This window comes from Fictibacillus solisalsi, from assembly GCF_900103485.1.
GTDB classification, from domain to species: Bacteria; Bacillota; Bacilli; order Bacillales; family Fictibacillaceae; genus Fictibacillus_C; species Fictibacillus_C solisalsi.
In genome coordinates this window covers 3,300,376-3,322,851 of the sequence record NZ_FNHW01000001.1, presented here as the reverse complement: position 1 = coordinate 3,322,851, position 22,476 = coordinate 3,300,376, and the positions used below count along the sequence as shown (strand labels likewise).

21 protein-coding genes are annotated in these 22,476 nt (G+C 44.9%); 7 read left to right on the top strand and 14 right to left on the bottom strand.

Annotation, left to right across the window (positions count from 1 at the left end; all coding sequences use genetic code 11):
• Position 1: 1 nt before the first annotated feature.
• The 3 genes from BLT53_RS16700 to BLT53_RS16690 all read left to right on the top strand — a co-directional run bounded on the left by BLT53_RS16700 (position 2) and on the right by BLT53_RS16690 (position 2,804).
• Entirely contained in the window at positions 2 to 460 is a 459-nt protein-coding gene (locus tag BLT53_RS16700) for an SgcJ/EcaC family oxidoreductase (protein WP_170834378.1), read from the top strand.
• A gap of 138 nt (positions 461 to 598) precedes the next feature.
• Complete coding sequence (locus BLT53_RS16695) at positions 599 to 1,258, top strand: TerC family protein (RefSeq protein WP_090236398.1); 660 nt, start codon at positions 599 to 601, stop codon at positions 1,256 to 1,258.
• Between the two features lie 235 nt (positions 1,259 to 1,493).
• Positions 1,494 to 2,804 carry an alpha/beta hydrolase family protein gene (locus BLT53_RS16690; RefSeq protein WP_244520443.1) on the top strand — a complete coding sequence of 437 codons (1,311 nt, stop codon included), beginning with the start codon at positions 1,494 to 1,496 and terminating at the stop codon, positions 2,802 to 2,804.
• Positions 2,805 to 2,832: 28 nt separating this feature from the next.
• Here BLT53_RS16690 and BLT53_RS16685 read toward each other — a convergent pair whose 3' ends face one another.
• The 3 genes from BLT53_RS16685 to BLT53_RS16675 all read right to left on the bottom strand — a co-directional run bounded on the left by BLT53_RS16685 (position 2,833) and on the right by BLT53_RS16675 (position 6,004).
• Positions 2,833 to 3,567, bottom strand: coding sequence for a ZIP family metal transporter (locus BLT53_RS16685; protein WP_090236396.1), 735 nt, complete (start codon positions 3,565 to 3,567; stop codon positions 2,833 to 2,835).
• A 66-nt stretch (positions 3,568 to 3,633) separates the two neighbouring features.
• The gene (locus tag BLT53_RS16680) at positions 3,634 to 4,968 is read right to left on the bottom strand and encodes a CitMHS family transporter (protein ID WP_090236395.1); all 1,335 of its coding nucleotides are present in this window, start codon (positions 4,966 to 4,968) and stop codon (positions 3,634 to 3,636) included.
• Between the two features lie 166 nt (positions 4,969 to 5,134).
• The gene (locus BLT53_RS16675) at positions 5,135 to 6,004 is read right to left on the bottom strand and encodes a LysR family transcriptional regulator (RefSeq protein WP_090236394.1); all 870 of its coding nucleotides are present in this window, start codon (positions 6,002 to 6,004) and stop codon (positions 5,135 to 5,137) included.
• Positions 6,005 to 6,156: 152 nt separating this feature from the next.
• On the opposite strand from BLT53_RS16675, the gene BLT53_RS16670 reads away from it, so the two are divergent.
• Positions 6,157 to 7,311, top strand: coding sequence for a 2-methylaconitate cis-trans isomerase PrpF family protein (locus tag BLT53_RS16670; RefSeq protein ID WP_090236392.1), 1,155 nt, complete (start codon positions 6,157 to 6,159; stop codon positions 7,309 to 7,311).
• Here the strand turns inward: BLT53_RS16670 and BLT53_RS16665 are convergent.
• The 6 genes from BLT53_RS16665 to BLT53_RS16640 form a co-directional block, all read right to left on the bottom strand.
• Positions 7,308 to 7,874, bottom strand: a complete 567-nt coding sequence (locus tag BLT53_RS16665; protein ID WP_090236957.1) for a DUF2238 domain-containing protein — start codon at positions 7,872 to 7,874, stop codon at positions 7,308 to 7,310. The two genes, BLT53_RS16670 and BLT53_RS16665, sit on opposite strands and share 4 nt — an antisense overlap.
• A gap of 98 nt (positions 7,875 to 7,972) precedes the next feature.
• The gene (locus tag BLT53_RS16660) at positions 7,973 to 8,794 is read right to left on the bottom strand and encodes an SDR family oxidoreductase (protein WP_090236391.1); all 822 of its coding nucleotides are present in this window, start codon (positions 8,792 to 8,794) and stop codon (positions 7,973 to 7,975) included.
• 131 nt (positions 8,795 to 8,925) lie between these two features.
• The gene (locus tag BLT53_RS16655) at positions 8,926 to 10,875 is read right to left on the bottom strand and encodes an ABC transporter permease (protein ID WP_090236390.1); all 1,950 of its coding nucleotides are present in this window, start codon (positions 10,873 to 10,875) and stop codon (positions 8,926 to 8,928) included.
• On the bottom strand, positions 10,865 to 11,626 hold the full coding sequence (locus BLT53_RS16650; protein WP_090236389.1) for an ABC transporter ATP-binding protein: 762 nt from the start codon (positions 11,624 to 11,626) through the stop codon (positions 10,865 to 10,867). Before BLT53_RS16650 ends, BLT53_RS16655 begins: the two co-directional genes overlap by 11 nt.
• 104 nt (positions 11,627 to 11,730) lie before the next feature.
• Entirely contained in the window at positions 11,731 to 12,735 is a 1,005-nt protein-coding gene (locus tag BLT53_RS16645) for a sensor histidine kinase (RefSeq protein WP_090236387.1), read from the bottom strand.
• Positions 12,732 to 13,421, bottom strand: coding sequence for a response regulator transcription factor (locus BLT53_RS16640; protein ID WP_090236386.1), 690 nt, complete (start codon positions 13,419 to 13,421; stop codon positions 12,732 to 12,734). Before BLT53_RS16640 ends, BLT53_RS16645 begins: the two co-directional genes overlap by 4 nt.
• A gap of 198 nt (positions 13,422 to 13,619) precedes the next feature.
• Between BLT53_RS16640 and BLT53_RS16635 the strand changes: the two genes are divergently transcribed.
• Positions 13,620 to 13,922 carry a DUF4176 domain-containing protein gene (locus BLT53_RS16635; RefSeq protein WP_090236384.1) on the top strand — a complete coding sequence of 101 codons (303 nt, stop codon included), beginning with the start codon at positions 13,620 to 13,622 and terminating at the stop codon, positions 13,920 to 13,922.
• Between the two features lie 408 nt (positions 13,923 to 14,330).
• Here BLT53_RS16635 and BLT53_RS16630 read toward each other — a convergent pair whose 3' ends face one another.
• A complete protein-coding gene (locus BLT53_RS16630) occupies positions 14,331 to 16,748 on the bottom strand; it encodes an ABC transporter permease subunit (RefSeq protein ID WP_090236383.1) in 2,418 nt (805 codons plus the stop codon).
• 263 nt (positions 16,749 to 17,011) lie between these two features.
• Between BLT53_RS16630 and BLT53_RS16625 the strand changes: the two genes are divergently transcribed.
• Entirely contained in the window at positions 17,012 to 17,554 is a 543-nt protein-coding gene (locus BLT53_RS16625; RefSeq protein ID WP_090236382.1) for a Rok-like winged helix domain-containing protein, read from the top strand.
• A gap of 172 nt (positions 17,555 to 17,726) precedes the next feature.
• Here the strand turns inward: BLT53_RS16625 and BLT53_RS16620 are convergent, their stop codons facing one another.
• Both BLT53_RS16620 and BLT53_RS16615 read right to left on the bottom strand, forming a co-directional pair.
• Positions 17,727 to 18,665, bottom strand: coding sequence for an LCP family glycopolymer transferase (locus tag BLT53_RS16620; RefSeq protein WP_090236380.1), 939 nt, complete (start codon positions 18,663 to 18,665; stop codon positions 17,727 to 17,729).
• A gap of 197 nt (positions 18,666 to 18,862) precedes the next feature.
• The gene (locus tag BLT53_RS16615; RefSeq protein WP_090236379.1) at positions 18,863 to 19,480 is read right to left on the bottom strand and encodes a cell wall hydrolase; all 618 of its coding nucleotides are present in this window, start codon (positions 19,478 to 19,480) and stop codon (positions 18,863 to 18,865) included.
• Between the two features lie 240 nt (positions 19,481 to 19,720).
• On the opposite strand from BLT53_RS16615, the gene BLT53_RS16610 reads away from it, so the two are divergent.
• A complete protein-coding gene (locus BLT53_RS16610) occupies positions 19,721 to 19,939 on the top strand; it encodes a hypothetical protein (protein ID WP_090236377.1) in 219 nt (72 codons plus the stop codon).
• Between the two features lie 98 nt (positions 19,940 to 20,037).
• Here BLT53_RS16610 and BLT53_RS16605 read toward each other — a convergent pair whose 3' ends face one another.
• Complete coding sequence (locus BLT53_RS16605; protein WP_090236374.1) at positions 20,038 to 21,018, bottom strand: 2-hydroxyacid dehydrogenase; 981 nt, start codon at positions 21,016 to 21,018, stop codon at positions 20,038 to 20,040.
• 15 nt (positions 21,019 to 21,033) lie between these two features.
• Complete coding sequence (locus BLT53_RS16600; RefSeq protein ID WP_244520442.1) at positions 21,034 to 22,338, bottom strand: MFS transporter; 1,305 nt, start codon at positions 22,336 to 22,338, stop codon at positions 21,034 to 21,036.
• Positions 22,339 to 22,476: the final 138 nt, after the last annotated feature.

The window sequence follows — 22,476 nt, the reverse complement described above, 5'->3', positions numbered from 1 at the left end:
CATGGACTTGGACACACGGAAAAGAGAAATTGATCACTTGTTTGAAAGCTTGTTTTCAGCGTGGAGCTCTGGTGATGCCACATTGTTTGCCGGCTGCTTTACAGAGGATGTGGATTATATAACATTTTTTGGAGAGCATATAAAAGGTAGAGAGCAGGTTAAACAAAGCCATGAAGAGTTATTTAATGGGGTTCTAAAGGGATCCCAGATGCAAGGCCGGATTACAAATATTCGTTTTCTGGGAGAAGAAATTGCTGTGGTTCATTGCATCGGCAATACCAAAATGCCGCATCAAAAAAGCTTTTCAGAAAAACGGGAGTCCATTAATACGAATATTATAGTAAAGCAAGATGGCAATTGGAAGATCACCTCTTTTCATAATTGCCGGATAAAAGAACCGAATGTTTTTATTAAATGGCTGATGAATCGAGAAAAAAAGAAGCAAAGCCGTAAAAATTAAGAAAATTTCCTGGAAACCATTCTTGTAATCCATGAAACCTCTTTTTTAGATAAAATTTTTTCTGTTATAGAATAAATAATGGTAAACTATTATAATGGGATATTATAGTGAATTATTTAACATAGATAAGGTGGTTTCATGGATAATTTATTGGTCAATCTTTTGGAAATCCTTCTTATAAATATTGTGCTGAGCGGGGATAACGCAGTAGTTATCGCGCTTGCCTGCCGAAACCTCGAGGAGCGGCACAGAAACAAGGCCATTTTCTTCGGTACCTTCGGAGCGATATTTTTAAGAGTGGTGTTAACGTTTGTTGCGGTTTATTTGTTGAAGATTCCTTTTTTGAACTTTGTCGGCGGACTGCTGTTATTGTGGATTGCCATTAAGCTTTTAAAAGGGGAAGAAGAGGGGGATGTTGAAGCGAACTCCAGCCTTTCCGGGGCGATTAAAACCATTATTGTAGCGGACCTTGTCATGAGTTTGGACAACATTGTGGCCGTTGCGGGGGCAGCCAACGGAAATATCGTGCTGATCATTCTTGGTCTCATCATCAGTATTCCATTAATTATTTGGGGAAGCCAGCTGCTAATGAAGATCATGACAAGATTCCCGATCATCATCATTCTCGGAGCAGCATTACTCGGCTATACCGCAGGCGAAATGATGTTGAAGGACAAGGCTGTCGGGCATTACCTCGAAAACTTCGATTTCAATCTCCATCTTATTGTACCGCTTCTGCTCGCCGTGCTTGTCGTTGTGATCGGCAAGTTCAGCGGCCGGCATGCAGAAAGTCATTAATCATCCGGACAAGCCAGGCGCTTTCTTTTGACCCAAGTCAAAAGGAAGGCCTGGTTTTTTTATTTTGACTTCATACATTTCTACCTCTCTTCACCTGATCCAAAAATATTATAAATTACTAAAAAATGTAAATTTAATGTGCATAATTGCTCTATTTTCACAGTGTTTGAGTAAAATTATGGTAGCTGTGATAAAGTTGAATAGAAATTCTCTTTAATGGAATGGAGCTGAAGTATTGAGTAAACCATTGAAAGTGTTATTGATGTTCATGCTTATTTTAACAGTGGCGGGGTGCGGTACCGAGGTGAAAAAAGAACAAAAAAGTTCGGATAAAGATCTTGCGATTACGGGAAATTGGAAAGGTGAAATTAAGATTCCAAATCAGCCTCTTCAGATTTTGATAAACTTTAACGACGGGAAATCAGGAAGTATTAGTATACCTGCTCAGGGAATAGAAGATTTTTCTTTATCTGACATCAAGAAAAAGGGCAAGGACGTTTCTTTTTCCATACCGCTGCCAGGACAAAGTATCATATTTAAAGGGGAGCAAAAAGAAAAGGAAATAAGCGGAACATTTACCCAACAAGGAAAAACATTTCCTTTTCAAATAGAAAAAAAGAAAAAGGCAGCCAATAAGGCAGATCAAGAGAAGTTCTTATCTATTGAAACATCAACTGGAAAGCTTTACGGTTCGCTTATGACGCCAGAAGATGAAAGGGAATATCCGGTTGCCCTAATCATTCCAGGTTCAGGTCCGACCGATCGGAACGGAAACTCTCCCGCGATGCAAGGCAAAAATAATAGCTTGAAACTCCTGGCTGAGGCACTAAAAAAGCACGGGGTTGCAAGTGTTCGATATGATAAGCGGGGAGCAGGCAAGAATGCACAGGCGATGATTCCGCAAAAAGACTACCGTTTCGATCAAAATGTAGATGATGCAAAGCAATGGCTTTCGAAATTGAACCAAGATGAACGATTTTCAAAAGTGGTTGTTTTGGGTCATAGTGAAGGTGCGCTGGTTGGAATGCTTGCAGCAGAAAAAAACAACGCAGATGCCTATATATCCGTGTCAGGTGCCGGCCATACCATTGACCAGGTGTTGAAACAGCAGTTGAAAGCCGGTTTGCCTCAGGATCAATACAAAGAAAGTGAATGGATATTGGAACAACTGCAACAGGGGAAAACGGTAAAGGACGTTCCAAACTCATTAAAAAGCATATTTAACCCTAGTGTTCAGCCATATTTAATGTCATGGATGAAGTATGATCCGGCGAAAGAAGTGCGGAAACTCGACCTTCCAACGTTAATTATTAATGGAAAGCATGATCTGCAGGTGCCAGCGTCCGAAGCAGAAACTCTTAAAAAGGCAAAACCGGAAGCAGAGCTGCTGCTGGTTGATAAGATGAATCATGTGCAAAAAGAAGCCCCGGCTGAACGAGAGGCCAATTTAAAAACATATACTGATCCATCTCTTCCGCTTGCTGACGGTCTTGAAACTGGGATTGTTGAGTTTTTGAAGAAGCACCATTTTAAACTAAACGAATAAAAGCTGCTGGTCTGAGCCAGCTGCTTTTTCAAATTGTCGTCAATATAAGTGAAACCAACAATCCGACGGCAGCGACCAGGCCGACAATGGATCCTCCTTCTTCAAAGGCTTCAGGCATCATGGTCGAGCCAACCATGGTGATAATACCGCCCGCGGCAAAAGAGGCGATGATCGCCATGACTTCCTCTGAGGCGTTTTCCAAAAAGAAATAACCTCCCCATGCGCTAAGGGTAGAGATGAAGAGAACGGTTGCCCAGAGAATCAGGATTTTCTGTTTGCTCATGTTGCTTTTCAGCATACCCGACGTACTCGACAAGCCTTCCGGAATATTACTGATAAAAATGGCGATGACCAGCAACCAGCTGACATTGTTATTTTCGATAAGACTGGCACCGATCATAATGGATTCCGGAATGGCGTCCATTACCGTTCCGATAAAAATCGCAAGGCCGGAACTGCTTTTCGAAGCATCATTCTGTCCGGCCGACCGCTTCCGCTGATGGCCTCCTTTTCTCGAGATAAAAAAATCCAGAAGGGTGAACACGATGGCGCCAACCAAAAAGCCTGATCCAGTTGGAAGCAAGCCTCCCGACCGTACAGACTCGCCGAGTAATTCATATGTAGCAGCACCTATCAATACTCCTGTACCAAACGACATGATGAAGCCTATCACTCGTTTTTTGATCGGGATGGCCATGGCGGCAATGGCGCCCAAGAGCACCGCTGAACCAGATATGGCCCCCCACATTGCGGCAATCCACATGTTTCCACCTCCTTTAGGCTTAGTACAGTTTTACCCAAAGGAGGCGAAAAAGTAACACATGCAACGTCAAATCAAGGTTAACGCTCCGGTAAGCAGAGCCAGACAGGTGATAACCAATGCGGTCAAAATGGCCCATTTGTATGCAAAACGCTGAAATGCACTAATATCGACATTGACCATACTGACAAGCAAGAAGGTGGAAGCCACCAGCGGACTCATTAAATGAACCGGCTGCCCCATAATGGAAGCCCTTGCAATTTCAACCGGACTAACTCCGTAAGCGGAAGCGGCCTCAGCAAGAATCGGAAGCACGCCGAAGTAATAGGCATCGTTGGAAAGAACAAAGGTAAACGGCATGCTGGTGATGGCCACGATCGCCGGGAACAGCGGACCAGCCGGATCCGGAATGATGGATATGAGTGTCTGTGCGATCGCATCCACCATTTTTGTGCCTGATAATATTCCGGCAAAAACACCTGCAGCAAACACCAGCAGTACAACGGTGAGTGCATTGTTCGCATGTGCGGCGATTCGTTCCTTTTGAAGATCAAGATTCGGATAGTTGATCATCAACGCAACTATGAAGCCGACTAAGAATAAAGCGGGAGCCGGAAGCAAGCCCATGACCAAAACGGTCATCACAACAATTACAAGCAATAAGTTGAAATAGCGGAGATGCGGGCGTTTAAAGCTTTCAGATCCACCGTCTGCCGACATGGTTTCCTGGGCAGCTGCCAATTGTGAAAGGATTTCAGGATCTACTTTTTTATGCTGCAGATCGGCAATTCCAATCCGGCGGCGTTCTCTTTTTCCGAGAAGATACCCTGTAAAAACAACCCATAACGCGCCTCCGATCATCGTCGGCAGCAGCGGGATGAAAAATTCGGAAGCATCCAGCCCCATGACGGCAATCGCCCGTGTGGCAGGGCCGCCCCAAGGGGTCATTCCGCTCATAATGCTGAGTGAAAGCATGGATACGGTAGCCAGAATCAATGGATTCATCCCAATGCGGATGTAAAGGGGAAGCAATGCGGAAACAGCGATCATATAGGTGGTGGTTCCATCTCCGTCCAACGCCACCAGCAAGGAAAGAATGGCTGTTCCAATGGCAATTTTTACAGGATCTCCTTTAACAATCTTGAGAATCTTTTCAACAAGTGGGTCAAACAAGCCGGCATCGATTAAAATACCAAAAAACAAAATGGCAAACAGCAGCAAAGCAGCAGATGGAGCGACAAGTTTCAGGCCGTCCATAATCATCGTGCCGAGCTTCCCTCCAAATCCGCCAAGTACAGCAAAGACGACAGGAACAAGAGTAAGCGAGGCGATGGGTGATAAACGTTTCGCCATAATCAAATACGTAAACACCACAATCATGATAATACCAAGAATAGCCAGCATAGTACGGAAACCTCCTCATTTCTGTATACGCTTTCAAAATAAATGGTTTTAAAAGCGCCCAACATGTTTGTTCAAGAATAATACACGTCAATGAATAAGTTAAATATATATTTTTTTATCCATTCAATAAAAAATATTTATAACGTAACAATGCTGGCTAAAAGCATTACAAGGCCGTTGAGGGTTCTTGATTTAGGAAATCAATAAATGCTTTGGCGACTGCAAGGTTGAGAGAATCGGGATGATACATCAGCCAGGTATCACGAAGGACAGGTTCGTTATTTTTATACGAAAGCCCTTTTACAAATAGGTTGTCTGAAGGCTGCAGGCAGATTTCGGGAACAATTCCGAATCCGAGTCCATGCTTGACCATCTCCTTGCAGGTTTCCTGACGATCCACTTCCATCGCAACAGACGGCGGGCTGGCAAAGTTATCGTGCCACCATGCGTTGATTAAATTATCGAGCGATGTATCGGTCTTATAGTGGATCAGCGGCAATTCTGGCAGGTTTTCCAAATTGACTTCAGATCTGGAGATCAGACATAGCCTCTCTTTTGTCAGCAAAAATTTATCTCCCCGCCAATGGTAATCTCCTCTTAACACGCCAACGTGGATACTGGAAGCATCCAACAGACTCATAATTTTCGTGCTCCAGCCGGTATTGACCTTAAATTGGACGTCAGGATAGATTTTCGAAAATCGTTTAAGAATATCGGGAAGGCGGTATTGCGCAAAATTACTCGATACGCCGATTCGAAGGGTCCCTTTCACCGCTTGTCCGATATTCGAGATGTGATCTTTTGTCCTCTGCAGTTCTTCCATCATTTGCTCTGCATATTTTGCGAGATATTCTCCTTCTGCGGTAAATTCAATTCCTCTTTTTCGTTTATAAAACAAGCGGGTATCGAAGGCTTCCTCGAGGTGTTTCAGCCGATAGCTCAGAGCAGGCTGGGAAATGTAAAGCCTTTCTGCTGCACGCGTAATACTTTTTTCCTCGTATAATATTTTCATTAATGCCCAGTCTTTCTCGTCCATTTTTCTCACTCCTTTTTTTCATCCTATCATTTCTGTTTTAGGTTATAAATATTTTTTAGTATTTTGGATAAATATTATGTATTTAATTTATCAGAAGTATTGGACTAAGATGAGGTCAAAGAGAGAAGAACAGATCAGTTGAGGTGATGAAGATGACGAAAGTTCCGGTAACCATCATGCGGGGAGGAACAAGCAAAGGCGCATTTTTCAATGAACAGGATATGCCAGAGCTGCGGAATGATTGGGAAGAGTTTTTGCTGGATGTCATGGGAAGTCCGGACCACTTGCAAATTGATGGATTGGGCGGCGCCAATTCGCTTACCAGTAAAGTGGCCATTATAAAGAAATCAGAGCAAGCAGGTGTGGATATTGATTATACCTTTGCCCAGGTGAGCATCGACAAGAAAATGGTCGATTTTAAAGGGAACTGTGGAAATATCTCCTCGGCTGTTGGCCCCTATGCCATCGAACAGGGTTTGGTGGCGGCAAGGGTGCCCGTTACGGAAGTAAGGATTTACAATACGAATACAAAAAAGGTGATTATTTCGGAAGTGGAAGTAGAGGACGGAAGGGTGAAACAGGAAGGGAATTGTTCGATTCCCGGGGTGCCAGGAACCGGATCTCCTATTTATCTGTCATTTGAAGATGCCGAAGGATCTGTGACAGGCAGGGTGTTTCCTACTGGAAATGCCATTGATTTCATTGAGACATCGTTCGGTGCCTTTTGTATCTCTATCGTCGATGTCGCTAATCCGCTTGTTTTTGTAAAGGCGATAGATGTGGGGTTGAACGGAATCGAACTGCCTGATGACTATTCCCCGGATTCATTAGCAAAACTGGAAGAAGTACGATCAATCGCTGCTGAGCTTTGCGGATTTTGTTCAAGAGAAGAGGCGACGGATCAATCACCCGCTGTGCCAAAGCTTACGATTGTAGCGGAACCCAGGGATTACATGGATCTTACCGGCAGGAAGCGGAAAGCGGAGGAAATGGATTTGGTCATTCGGATGATGTCCATGCAGCGGCCTCACAGGGCATTGGCCATAACGGGGGCGGTATGTACAACAGCGGCGGCTTACCTGGAAAACACCATTGTTTCCCGTATGATTTCAGACCGGAGCAGCACATTACGCCTTGCCCATCCTGCCGGGGTGATGGAAACCCAGGCAAAACTCTATGAAAAGAAAGTGCACGCGATAAAGGTGGTCCGGACCTCAAGAAGAATTATGGAAGGTTACGTTTACACCAAAAAAGAGTATGCAATGGCAACAAAAAAAAATCATAGAAAAGAACAGCTCGTATTTTAAACGCGATGACCTCTCCATTTGGCGTATAGTGCAGCGGTCAATCCGCCTGCTACGCCGGCCAGGAGATCCCCCATGGTATCTTTGTTCCCGCCCAGCTGCATCGTGTGGGTAGCCACCAGATCCCCGGTAAATTCATAGATTTCCCAGAGGACCGAGGCAAGGGATGATAAGGAGAGAACGAAAAGAAAATAAAGCCAGGGAGATACGCTGTCCCGGAGCTTTTCGGGCACGAACCGTTTGTAAAGCGACATGCCACATAAGCCGACGAATGCTCCTTTATAAAAATGCAGTGTGGTGTCCCACCAAGGAAATTTGAGATAAAACTGCATAATGCTGCCAAGATATGTAGTACACAAAAGAAATAGAAAGTAACCGATGGTAAGTACCTTAGGAAAGGGGTTCCTTTTCAGAAAAAGAAGGCTGAGGGGCAGCGCACTGACTGCTATTCCGCCGAGAGCAACCTGCCAGCGGGAAGCATCGCCTTTCATAAGGTAGTAGATAAACAAGCCCAGCATAAATGCCATAAAAAGCAGACTTATCCAAACCAGAATTTTTCGTTCCATCCCTTTCACCTGCCTTCCTTTACTGTTATCAGTATGGCCAACAGGAAAAATATGAAACAAAAAGCCGCAAGCATCAGTGCTTGCGGCTTTCTGACGGCTTATTCGGTTGTTTCTTTCCATCCTTCTTCCATCAGCATCTTTCCAGGCCAGGTGTAGGCCATGATGCCGCCGTCGATGGTGATGTCTTCACCTGTTAAATAAGCACTCTCGTCAGAGGCCAGAAAGACGGCAAGATGGCCGATATCCTCAGGGGTTCCCAGCCGTCCAAGCGGGGTGATCCATTTGTTTGTTTCCCGGAACTGTCTCCCGGATTCCTCTTCCTTTGTTCCGGCAAGGGAATCGATGAGCGGCGTTTCAATGGTACCCGGTGAAATGGAGTTCACCCGGATGCCTTCGCGGGCGTAATCGACAGCCATTCCTTTCGTGAAATTGGTTACACCGCCTTTTGCGGCGTTATAGCCCGAGCGGTTCAAGTCAGCCGCACGCCCTGACATGGAGGACGTATTGATGATGGAACCCCTACGGCCAAGCATCAGCGGAATCAAGTATTTGCTCATTAAGAACGTTCCTCTTAAATCAACAGAATGGATCTTGTCGAACAACTCCACGGGATACTCATGCACTTTTCCGCCTTCTGCATCCACGCCGGCATTGTTAAACAATACATCAATATGCTTATACTTTTCTTTGAGATGGTTTGCGAATTCAACCACACTTTCCTCACTGGATACGTCCACATGGCAGGCCTCCGCTTTTCCCCCTGCACTGATAATTTCATCTACCGTTTTGTGATTATCGTCATCATTGATATCGGCGCAAATAACAATTGCTCCTTCTTTGGCAAAGAGCTTAACCGTCCCTGCTCCGATCCCGGTTGCTGACCCCGTCACAACCGCAATTTTGTTTTCAAGTCTTCCCATCGTAACTGCCTCCTTTAATCTGTAGGGTGTATTCCTCCAAAGTATGTAGAGTAAACATAGGATGCGGCGGGGAAACGCTTACAATCAAGGCATGAAAAAACGCCCCGTGCCATACAGCCCGGAGCGTTCTCCTATAATGCTTCTTTGATTACTTTTTTATAATAAACAACCGACAGGATTCCGAAGATGGAATAAAGTGCAGTGTACAGAACCATAACGATAATAATCGGAGCCCATAATTCGGTTCCGAAAAAGAACCATCCGGATTTTACGGCGAAATAACTGTGGATCAGGCCCAATACCAATGGGATTCCGAAATTAAACATTTGCTTGAACTGAATCCCTTTTACCAGGTCTCCCCGTGTGAAACCGAGCTTCCGTAAGATGGTGTAGTTTGGCTTTTCTTCTTCACTCTCATCCATCTGTTTGAAGTAAAGGATACAACCTGATGTAATCAGGAAAGTCAGTCCAAGGAAACCAACGATAAACATCGTAAGCCCCATGTTTTTCTTTTGGCTCTGGATGGTTTCAAGGCGTGAGGATTGCCCTCCTTTAAAGTGCTGATCTTGAAAGAGCGTATTCGCTTTTTTGAGCTGGCTTTCATTTTTGATGTCAATTCCGGTGTAACGGGTGAATTCCTTTTGCAGAGAAGGATCCATTCCTTTTTTTAGCTTTTGAAACACAGAATCATTAACAACGGCTGTCGGCAAGCCTCCTGTAAAAGGAATCGAAATGACAGAATCTTTTTTCATGCCAATATAATTTTGAAGGATTTTTTCCTTTTTTGATTTCCATACTATGCGCCCGGAGTCTTTTAAGTTAAAAAAGGTTTTTTGCAAATCGGACACGCCGGTGAAATACATCTCCTTAGGTGATACATTTTCGCCTTTTGTACTGGAGTCACTGATAACCGAAAGTTGAGTTTTTGAAGGATCAATTCCAGTACTTGAGGAGGTGGCCTCGATCTTGGTCTCCATCACAGAAGAAAGGTCCGCCTCTACTTGAAGCACATCTATGGTTGTATCAGAGAAAGCGATTTGGTTCTTCTGCAGGATGTCTTTAAACCGTTCTGACGCATCCTTGCTTGTAAATGAAAATTGATTCGGCACATAGTTTTTGGCTGTTTTTTCAGCAGAATAATAGGAAATATAGCTTAATGACAACAGCCCGATAGCGAGAGCGGATACAGTCGTTATGATTGTCAATAGGAGAGCGTTCGATTTCATCCGGAACATGATGGATGAAAGGGAGAGAACCTCGTTGACGGACAGGTAGCCATTTTTCTTTTTGCGGATCAGATTGAATGTGAAACGGACAGATCCTTTATAGAATAAGTACGTACCGAGAATCACCGAACCAAGAATGGCGATCATCGCGACAAACAGCTTGGTCATGGAGTTGAAATCCCCGCCGAACAGCTTGGAGGATACATAATATCCCGCAATGATGAGAACCAGACCTAATATACCCATGATGATCTCCAGCACGGAGATTTTCTTTACTTTGCTTTCTGTCGATGAAACGACACGGAACAGCGACAAAATGGTTTGCCTTTTAATAAAAATAAAGTTCGTTAGCATGATCAAAACGTAGATTCCTATAAAGACGATAAAGGTCTGGACCAACGCCTCTGCTGAGAAATGCAGGGTGGCAATGGCTTCCACACCGGTCACCTTATATAAAATCATGATGGCAAGCTTTGAGAAGGCGAATCCGAATAGGATGCCCAAGAGAACTGAACCGAAGTATAGCAGGAAATTCTCGGCCGTAAGAATACGGAAAATCTTGCTTTTGGTCATGCCGATCAGCTGAAACAATCCGATTTCCTTGCTTCGTCTTTTGATGAAAATTTTATTTGCATATAACAAAAAGATGGTAACAATGGCAACAAGCAAAACGGAAGCTGCTCTGAGTGCTGCCGCTCCTTTAAGGGATCCTTTCGTCTCATCCATGGACGGATCGTACTGCAGAGTTACAAAAGCAAAATAAAGGGCGGCACTGAAAATCAGGGCAAAGACATAAAGGTAATAGTTTTTCAGGTTTTTTTTCAGATTGCGGAAGATCAGTTGATTAATGCTCATTCTGAACACCGCCAAGCACACCTTGTGTTTTCATAACGTCCTTGAAAAATTCCTGTCTCGTCTGGTTTCCTTTGTGAAGCTGGGTGTATAGCTGCCCATCCTTAATAAAAAGGATGCGGCTGCAATAGCTGGCGGCCACAGGATCGTGGGTAACCATGATGATCGTTGCATTACGGCTCCGGTTCAGCTCAGCGAGCTTGTTCAGCAGGTCGGAAGCTGATTTCGAATCCAGTGCACCTGTCGGCTCATCGGCAAAGATGATGCTCGGCTCGTGAATAAATGCCCGTGCAGCGGATGTACGCTGTTTCTGTCCGCCGGAAATTTCGTTCGGGTATTTGTCCTTCAGCTCGTAGATGCCGAGCTCGTTCGCAATGGTATTGAACCGGTGATCGGCCTCTGCGGGGGAGGTTTTTGTCACGGACAATGGCAGCAGTATGTTTTCTTTTACCGTCAATGTATCGAGCAGATTATATTCCTGAAAGATAAACCCGAGATGATGCTTGCGAAATTCAGCAAGTTGTTTTTCTTTCATCCCGGTAATCTCATTGCCTTCAATCATGACGGAGCCGCTGTTGATCCGGTCAATGGAAGAAAGGACGTTCAAAAGGGTCGTTTTCCCTGAACCGGATGGTCCCATAATGCTGACGAATTCTCCTTTTTCAAAACTGAAATCGAGTCCCTTTAGCACTTCCTGTTTGTTAAATTTATTGCCGTAGCTTTTGTGTAGGTTTTTTGCCTCTAATATGGTCATGCGTCCTGCACTCCTTTTGTTTCTTGATATCTAAAGTATAAAAGGAAAGAATGCTCACTTCCTTCGTTTCGCCGAACAAAAGGGAAAAGCATGTGACAAAGATGTCACATGCCCGTAATCTTCAAGAAGTCGTTTGGTTTGGGAAACAAAAGCGTGAATGTAGTTCCTTTACCCAGTTCGGATTGTACCTCAATCTCCATCAACAAAGGGACAGCTGCTTTTTTTGCCAGGTACAATCCCATGCCTGTAGCTGCATGATCCCCGTGGTGCGCTGTTGAAGTAAATCCCTTGTCAAAGATTCTTGGCAGGTCTTTCGGATCAATTCCACGGCCATCATCCGCAATCTGGAGAAACACCCTTTCGCCGTGCTTTCCGGTGGATATGACGATATCGGACTCCTTGCTGTATTTGACGGCATTTGTCAGCAGCTGCCTTACAATGAAAGAGAGCCATTTGCTGTCACTTAACACAACGGCTTCTTCCAGCTTCAAATCAAACCCGATCCCTTTTTGAATGCACCACGATTGAAGGGTTTTTATTTCCGAGAACAAAAGATCCTCCAGGTCCACTTTTTCCACATACAGATCATTTTCCATAAAAGGAAGGCGTTTCTGGTGAAGCTGCTGGTCCAGAAGATAATGAATACGAAGCCATTCATACAGAAAAGGATTTTTCAGCTTTTCATCCTCCAGGCGGTCGATCATCAACCGGAGAGCAGTCAGCGGTGTTTTTACTTCATGTATCCATCCCAGCAGATCGTCTTTTGCCTCTTCTGTTTCTTCTTGATAAAAAGCTGCTTTTTTCTTTAAATATGTACTCTGGCTCACCAGGCTGTTCTCTATGATTTTTTCAAACGGCGTTTCCGCTTCCGGCAGGCTCGTCAAATCAAAATCGTTCTCCCGCTCCTGCAAACGCTGATAGAATTTCGTTTCCTTATGATACCGATAGGCCAAAAAGAGGATGAACAGAATCAGGGACAGGAAAATCACATAAAGCACGGAACTGACAGGGATAGAAGAATCAATATAACAAACAGAAAGAATGGCAAACTGAAGAACGAGGTAAGCAGCTATCCAGCTGCGCCGTTCGGTTATAAAGGAGCGAATCATGAAATGCCCTCTTCAAGAGCCATATAACCCTGGCCAACCTTTGTTTCGATAGAGCTGCCCAATCCAATTTCCTCTAATTTTTTTCGTAAGCGATTCACATTCACGGTAAGGGTGTTGTCGCTGATAAACCGCTTATCGTCCCAGAGGCTGTTAATGAGGTGGTCCCTGCTTACAATTTTATTTTTTTGTTCAATAAGCAATTTCAGGATAAACATCTCGTTTTTTGTCAGTTCAACGGTGCCCCTGTCATTGGATACTGTGTTTCGGTCATAATCGACCGTAGCTCCGGCCCACGTCCGGAATTCTGTTTTTTCTGCACTATAGTTATATACACGGCGGAGAATCGCCTGTATTTTGGCAATGAGCACATCAAAATGGAAGGGCTTTTGAACAAAATCATCCGCTCCAAACTGCATGGACATGACCATATCCGATGGATGGTCACGTGACGATAAAAAGATAATGGGTACGTTGGAATGCGAGCGAATCATCCGGCACCAATGAAACCCGTCGTATTTAGGCAGCTGAATATCCAGGATCACCAGGTCGGGATTAAGGTCTGTATATTCCTGAAACACAGAGTTAAAATCACTGATACCATAAATCTCATAAGACCATTGGCTGAGCCGTTCTTTCATCTCATGAAACAGTGAGGTATCATCTTCTACAAGCAATAATTTAAACATTTTGGTTCACCACACGATTGTCCTTTTTCACCATATTATAGCAAAACGGTGATGGGCTGCATAAGACCCATTTGGAGGAGTATTGCTCTTTTCAGGGATAGATCCTTGAAAATCGGGGAAAGAAGGAGAATAGATATGGAGGGTGAAAACTCGTGATAGAAATGGAAGAGAATAAAGTGAAGGAGGGTGGGGTAACCCATGACAGAAAAATTCCCGCTGCCGATTGGTACGGTTGTTACACTGGAAGGTTCAGACCGACCTGTAATGATCTATGGCCGCATGCCGATTGCAGGTGATGAAGTGCTGTTCGACTACATCGGGTGCAGCTATCCAACCGGACACAGCAACAGCAACAACAACATCTACTTTCAGCACTGTAAAATCCAATCCATCCTTCATAAAGGCTATATCTCCGAGGAAGAAGAGGATCTGAGCATCAAACTCGAAGTTGAGCGCGAAAGGTTAAGGGAAGATGAAGAAACTAGTGAAGAGGGAGTTTGAAGATAAAGCGTGCAGCAGGGCTGCAGGCTTTTTTTGCTTCGTTCTCGAAATAATGCCTGGCAGCCGTCAAACAAACTTCCTATATCGTATAGCGATACATCTCTATAGGTCAATCTGGTATTTCTTTACAGAAATTCCGGTGTATCGGTCACCGATACGCTCCAATTCCCGATATTTACCAATCAGATTACGAAAATATTGTGTATTAAATTGCTGTCGAATTTCCGGGGAAATATAGATAAGACTCCAGGGACATGCCAAACTGTGCATGGGGGAATTTATCTATAAACACAAGTATTTCTTAGTAATACTTTGGAGTGTTAAGGAATGTGAGGTGTGAGTTATCCATGGCTTGCCTCACAACCAAAAAACCGCGCCGGAACCTAAATCCGGTGCGGTTTTCATCATTTACTTGAAATAATACTGATCCTGGAGGCTTAACCACCAGTGGCCCTTCGATTTTTGGGTGAAAAGAACAAGATATCGTCCTTTTAGATACGACAAAGAATCTTTCGTCTCTTTCATTGGTTTTGTTTTCATCGCCTTTTTAATATCGTCACGGGGGCTGTCGTATTCAACCTGCATGCGGTTGATCACCCGGCTCAACCCGGAGGAAATAATAATTTGGTAGCCGTCTTCCTTGTAATAATAGTCCGTTCGTTTCTCATAATCTTTCACTTTTATCGGCTTACCGTAAACGGTGTTAATGATCGACCGTTCCATTGGTCCGCCAATATAGTATTCTCTGACCCCATTGATCATTCCGTCTTCAAATTGGCTGATCGTTTCACTGTCGAGTTCCACAATGGAAATCTTTCGTTCTGTTTTCTCCGCTTCCGCTTTCTGTGATGCGGCGGCTTTTGCTCTTTGTCCAAAGTCATCCGAAAACTTATGAACGGCAAAGAAACAAAAGCCAACCGCTACAGCGACGATGACGAGGGAGGCGGGATGAAAGTACTTCTTTCTTCGCCACTGTAAATCCTCAATGGCCCTCTTCAGCCCCTCAAGCATCAGGTTGACCCCGAAAATGGAAACCGCAAAGAACAGTACAGGAATGATAAGAAGATACGGCCGGAGCATCATTTGCCGGTAGTAGGAACCAATCAGGCCGGACCACTCATTGGACATGGACTTCGGTAAAAGGTCTCCGCCAAAGACCGTGTACTCTTCAAGAACAGTGCCGCCAAAAAAGATCTGCAGCAGCCCAAGGTGGGCAAATAAAATCAGGACATACATGATTTGCTGAATGTAGATAAACCACAATTTCGGCAGCATGTGCGGAAGGATATGCCTGGAAAAGACATGAAAACGGCTGCCTCCGAGAACTTTCGCGCTCGTTATAAACTCACGGTAACTAATCAGCTCCATTTCCGAGCCGATCATCACAGACACCGCAGGAACGGCAACGAGCGTCAAGATCAGAATGTAAAAGAAGCCTTTTTGCCAAAACGTCAGGCCTTCTGAAAGAACAACCGTAAACAGAATAAAATAACAAAGCAGTGCAACCGGTATGTAATGGGTGGAATCCACCAGCCCTTTGATCCATTCCTTTGCTTTGCGATTCATGATGAAAAACAAATAACCACCGGCAAAGGATAGGAGAAGCCGGGCCAGGCTGATGAAGAAGGCAAGTCCAATCGTATACTTGGCACCTGACGCAATTTTATAAAGCAGTTCATACCCAAACTGGTCGGTGCCAAACCAAAAACGGGAAGAAGGTTGAAATGGCGCGCGCCCAAGGGCGTTGAATCCATCCTTGGCATATACGACTTGAGTTTGTGGAATCTCGTTGCCAAACGCATAATTATGGATCAGGCTTAACGCAAGGATCGAACCAATAATGCAAAATCCCGCAACAAAAAGAGGCTGTGCAGCGACATATCGCAGCGGCCGTACTATTCGAACAAGCACATGCTTTAACGCTCGCCAAAACGGCTCCAAATTCAAGCTCGTTTGAGCTGCGGCGGTGGCTGCCGCCTCGCTTTGCATCGCCCACCGGCTGGTGAACCAAGACCCAAAAGCGAAAAATACATACATCGGAAGGAACACAAGCAGGGAGGCGACGGTAAAAATAGCCGGGACCCCGTGCTGGTAGACAAAATTGGTGATGCCGCGAATGTTAAACAGGATTTCAATGACGAGCAAATTCGAAAGCATGAACCAGAGAATCATCTTGGACTGGTGAAAAAAGTGAATAAGCGTATTTGGCATGATGTGATGAATCAGGATATAAAGCCGTGTGAGGCCTTTGCTTTTTGCATTTTCGATATACGGTTCTTCCCACTCCCCCTCCATATGAAAAAGCAGAATACGCAGGGAGAGAATAATCGGCATCACACTTAAACAGAGAATCGGGAGCGTGTAAGGCTGCGAATCTCCATAGGCAACCACATCAAACAGCAGCACGTTTGTTTTTTTGTAAATCCAGATGATCAAAAACTGAATCAGTACCGTAATCAAAAGATCAGGAAACGACTCAAATAAAAACAGAACGGACTTGGCTCCGCGGTACAACCGTTTTGGAAGCAGGGAAATCAGGATGCTGAGCAGAATCGCTGCAAAAAGAGCCAGAAACAACGCCAAAAACAATACTGTCATGGAATAGACATAAGGCTCCCATACATCAGGAAAAAGCGATCGTTGGGCCGCTCCAGCTGGATAAGTAATATCAGCCAAATGGCCCAGCTGGCTCAGCAACTCTTTCAATCCATCCGTATATTTGCTGAATTGAAAAGAGGTTCCGTTAAAAGCAAACGGAATTGCCCCCATCAGCAAAATTCCGATGATGGATGTAACAAATGTGATGAACATGCGTTTTATCAACATAAAATGAAAAAATCCTCCGATCGAAAAGGTAAATGAAGACAGGAAATTAATACCCCCTACCTAGAATATGTTCCATAAATTTACACTAATCTCCTTCTTTTGATGCGGTAATTGTAAAGATACAATGTTTCAATATGACATTTTGTCAAATAAATGGAACATATTACCTCCCCGAATTGCTGCAATTAGCCACTATTTATCTCAATATCTTGTGATAGTCTAGTAGTGAGTAGATACACAGAGGATTATGGGGGGATTTGACATTGTCTAGTGAAAAAGAAGCATTACTTTTTCGTTTGCATCAGATGGAGGAAAAAGAACGATTTTTCCTGAAAGAACTTCAAAAAGAAAGAAATGAAATATATGATCGGCTGCGGGAAATTGACAACCAGCCAAACCTAACATCATTGGCTGCGTTTAAAGAACCTATGAAGGTGAGGGAAGAGGCAGCTGTTGCAGTAGAAGCTGTACTGGAGGATGAAGCAACGGCGGCTGTTACTGGAAAAGAAGAGGTGGTGGAGTCATTACCCTCAGCAGGCAGCAGTTCTGCTGCAACTGCTCCAAGACCAAAGGTATCCAACGTCCAAGCTGTCAGAGAAGTTCTGAAGGGCAGCAGCGGGAGCCTGACCATTTCAGAAATCAAACGCGAGCTCGACAGGCAGTACGGCTTAAGACTGGCCAACCTGACAACCATCCTTTACAAATTGAAAAAAGAAACGGATGCAATCACAAGTCCCCGCAGAGGAGTCTATTTTTATGAAGAACCTGTGAGTGCAGGATCGGAAGAGCTTCAGGAGAAAGAATAAGAGAGATGATGGAAACCCCATGCAGGCAATGCGCTGCACGGGGTTTTCTTATCTTTTTATGAAAGGGATGTGATTGGTGAGTAATGGTTTAAAATGGTGAGTAAATGATAGCCACTCCTGCAGACACGCAAAAAAAAGCCGCCCCGCAGGGCAGCTTTCTTCATCTGCTTTATTAAGAAATCTCCAATTGTTCTTTCAGCATGGTCTGGATGCGTGTGCGTTCTTCATCCGGTATGATAAGGTAATAGATGCCGTTGATCATTTGGCCGTTTCCTTTGATCTCAACGTTATCCACGTTGTTGCGGGCACCTTTGTATTTGGACTGAATGTCCTTCATTTCATCAAAGGTCAAGTTCGTTTTGACGTTGGAACCGATCACGTCCAGAATGTCTCCCATTTTTGTTACGGAAGAAACCTGGGCACCTTCGTTAATAATGGCTGAGATGACCTGGCGCTGGCGGGCGTTACGGCCAAAGTCGCCTTGAGGATCTTCTTTTCTCATACGGGTGTAGGCCAATGCTTCTTTACCGCTTAGCTTCAACTCACCTTTCGGGAAGGTATAGCCGTCGTATTTAAATGCCAGGCGTTCGTTGTCGACGGTTACTCCGCCAAGTGCATCAACAAGGCCCTGGAAGCTTTCCATGTTTACTTTAACGTAGTAATCGACCGGAACATCAAGGAAGTTTTCAACGGTCTTGATCGCCATTTTTTCTCCGCCAAATGCATACGCATGATTGATCTTGTCTTCCGTTCCCTTCCCGACAATCTCGGTGCGCGTATCACGCGGGATGCTGGTCATGACCATTTTGTTTGTTTTTGGATTAACAGTAACCAAAATTAATGTGTCTGAGCGGCCGCGGTCGCCTTGCCGCTCATCGACCCCGAGAATCAGGATGGAAAGCGGATCTCCTTTGTCAGGAGTCAGCGCATTTTTGCGCTTGTCAGAACCATTCCATGCAGAACCTTCGTGCATTTTGTTGGCTGTGCTTTTAACGGAACCATAGACATAGTAAATTCCTCCCGCAGCAATCAGCACGATTACCCCTATAACGATTAACGCAATCTTTAAACCAGAGCGCTTTTTCTTGCGCTTTGCTGAACGACTATCCATTTCATCAACCTCTTCTTTATTAGTAACGGCTAAAATTCATAGCATGTTTTATATCGGATTAAATGCAATATCTTTTATAATATAACAGAAAATTACAAGTTTGCTAGAGATTATTGAAAGATTATTACAGCAAATTTTTAATTACACGCCAAAAAAGCCGATCCTCATCAAGAGAATCGGCTTAAGCTTATAAAAAATTATTTAGCAAAAATATGATTGCCAATGCGTGTAACGCTTTGTCGTGTGAAAATCCACTGGTTGGTTGCCGTGTTTGGATTGTAATAGAAAACGGAACCGTATGTAGGATCCCAGCCTTTTAAGGCATCAACAACTGCACGGTATGAATCGGAGCCGGGAGACAGATTATATTGGCCGTCATGAACGGCGGTAAATGCGTTGGACTGGTTGACAACACTGTAGGCATCCTTTGGAAAACGGCGGTCTTCCAGGCGGTTCAGAATGACGGCAGCAACAGCGACTTTTCCAATATAGGATTCTCCGCGTGCTTCCCCGTTGACCACCCTTGCCATAATGTCCAGTTCGTTTAATTTTCTCAGGGTTTTAGGACCGGCTACTCCATCAGGAACAAGTCCGGCAGCCTGTTGGAAGTTCGCAACGGAATTTTTGGTAAGAGGACCAAAATATCCAGTCACCGGGCCATGAAAATAGCCGGCGTTTTTCATAGTATGCTGCAGGGCGGTGACTTCCCGGCCGGTGCTCCCTTTCCCCAGCATTTGAGCGTACGACAAGCTTGGTGTGGCTACTAATGTGAACCCTATGATGACTAATACTGCAATTCTTTTTACAATCTTCATCAATCTACATCACCTCTCGCTATTTTTTTACGCTATCGTTTTACAGTAGCAGACAAATTATACTATAAAATCCAACTTAAGGTTTATTTTGGAATGAGGAGGAAGTAACTTTTTTTCTTTTGTTAAAGGGATCTGGGCACTATTTACCATTACAACTGAGGAAGGAAATGGTAAAAAGCTGATTTTGTTGTAGGCTAAAGGATAAAGAACCATCAAATGACACAAAAAGCAGGTGATAGAATGGTCCAGCCCATCGTTTTTAGTATCATTGGCGGAGGAAGTTTTCGGGCACAGTATATTTGCGGATCGCCGAAATGCTGCCACAGACGTTTCACGTCGCAGGAATGGTTGTACGGGATGAAGCTCAAGGAGGAACTGGAGGAGCAGTGGAAGGTAAAAACCTGCCGGACCCTCGGGCAGCTCCTGCAACCTGGGTTTCATGATCCAAAAGGCCATTGAGACAGGACAATCAGTTCATACGGAGAAGCAGCCCTGGAGCGAGGGGTAATCGAATCCATAAAAGGAGCCAGGCCGCTAAGGGGGCCTGGCTTTCTTCTTTATTTCAATACTCCCTTTAGTTCACCGACCACAGTGGACGGTTCTTTGCCTGTTACGGCCGCGACTAAATTTTCCGCGGCAAGCATGGCCATTTCAAATCTCGTCTGGTAGGTGGCCGATCCGATATGAGGAAGGGTCACCACATTCTGCAGCTTCAGCAGCGGGTTGTCCGGCGAAACCGGCTCCTGGTCGAAGACATCGAGGCCAGCAGCAAGGATTTCCCCGTTTTGAAGGGCTTCAGTCAGCGCCACTTCATCCACGGTCTGTCCACGGGACGTATTAATAAAAATGGCTGAATTTTTCATTTGGGCAAACTGCTCCCTGCCCATCAGATGCTTTGTTTCTTCGGTAAACGGAACCATCAGCAGCACAAAGTCCGACTTCTGTAAAAGTTCTTCCTGTGACACATAAGATGCATCCAGCTGTTTTTCTGTTTCCATCTTTCTGTGGCGGTTGTGATACAGAATTTCCATGTTGAAGCCAAACTTGGCACGGCGGCCGATCGCTTCGCCAATTCTTCCCATGCCGATGATGCCCAGCGTTTTTCCGTGCACGTCCACACCAAAAAGAGGTTCATCACTTTTCTTCTCCCATTTTCCTTCCTTTACGAGCTTGTCGAGCTCAGGAACACGGCGGGCAGCAGACAGCATGAGCGCAAGAGCTAAATCAGCCACAGTCTCATTCAGCACGTCTGGTGTGTTGGTCCCGATAATGTTTCTGCGTTTCATCGCATCCGTATCAAAATTGTTGTAGCCGACGGAGATGTTGCTCACCACTTTTAAGTTGGGCGCATGATCAAGCAGTTCATCATCGATCTTTTCCCCGGTAATCATCAGTCCTTCTGCTTCACCCAGCTTTTTCAGCAGCTCGCTGCGGGGAATCGGCTCCAAGCCTTCCCATTTATCGTAGGAGCAGTGTTCAGCGATATAGTTTTCTACTTCTTCCGGTACAGGTCTTGCCAGGTAAACGTAAGGTTTCAATGGTGTTCCTCCTTTTTAGTTTTCAATTGGTTTATTCACGATAAACCAGTAGCACAAGGCCGCACAGCCCGCAATAACGCCTCCGGAAATAAAGGCCAGCGAGTAGGAGCCGGTGGAGTCAACGATAAGGCCGGCGATGACAGGAGAAAATGCACCGCCAAAATACCCGCCAAAGTTTTGAATGGACCCGACAGAAGCGACCATGGACGGCGGGGCAATGTCCCCCGCCAGCGCCCATGCACTTCCAGTCATCGCTGAAATAAAGCAAAGAGCAAGGGTAAGCAGAGCGATCGTCATGGCAAGGCTCTCGACAAATGGAACAGCGCATACGACGATAGCAGCACAAATGGCACTTACACTAATCGCAATGCGTTTTGCTTTGATCGGTGACGCCATTTCTTTGTCCACCATCTTTTTGGTCAGGTAGCCTCCGAAAATGTTGCCGAAGATTCCACCTACCCAGGGAATCCCTGCATAAATTCCCAGTTCTTTTAGTGTAACACCATGAACGTTCGTCAGGAACAGGGGAAGGAAGACAAGGAAGATGTTCCAGATCCAGATGGTGCAGAAAAAGCCGAGAATCATTCCCCATACACTACGGTATTTGAACAGCTCTCTCCATTTAATTTTGGAGGTTTGGATGCTTTGCTCAGAACCTGCCCCATCCGACTGGATATAGTCCAGTTCCTGTTTTGTCAGCTTGCGGCTCTGATCTGGATTTTTGTAAAAGACATAGAATCCAATGGCGAAGATAATACCCAGCAAGCCTGTAATGTAAAAAAGGGCTCTCCAGCCAAACGTAACCATGATAAATACGAGTAAAGGCGGCGCAATGGCAGGGCCCCACTTGGAGGAGGAGTCCCATATTCCTGTTGCCAGCCCGCGTTCCTTTTTTGGAAACCAATAAGACGTAATCTTTGCCATTGTGGGAAAGCAGGGTGCTTCACCGACTCCGAGCAGCAAGCGGGCAAAAATCAATGACCCCATCTTGGATACTGCGCCTGTCAGCATGGTCGCGCCGCTCCACCAAATCAGCGCAAGAGTATACACTTTTTTGGTTCCAAACCGGTCAATCAGCCAGCCGGCCGGCAGCTGCATCAACGCATAGCTCCATGAAAAAACGGTTCCCAGCAGTCCGATGTCTGTGGCGCTTAGCCCCAGCTCCTTCATCATTTCAGGGGCGGCGATTGAAAGGTTTGCACGGTCAAGATAATTGATAATACCTCCGATCAACAGCCAAATAACAACCGTCCAGCGAAATTTCTTTGCCAAATTGGCCGTCTTTACCTGCTTTGTTTGCAGATTTGCATCCATAGCCATACCTATCCCTCCTAAATTTATTAAAACGCCATTATTGGCAGCGCTTTCAAAGTACAAAAAAATGAGGTGTTCTTCTGTTTGGACAAGGAGGTATATCTTCACTGGTTTTATAATATAAAACTAAGTTTTGACAATAGG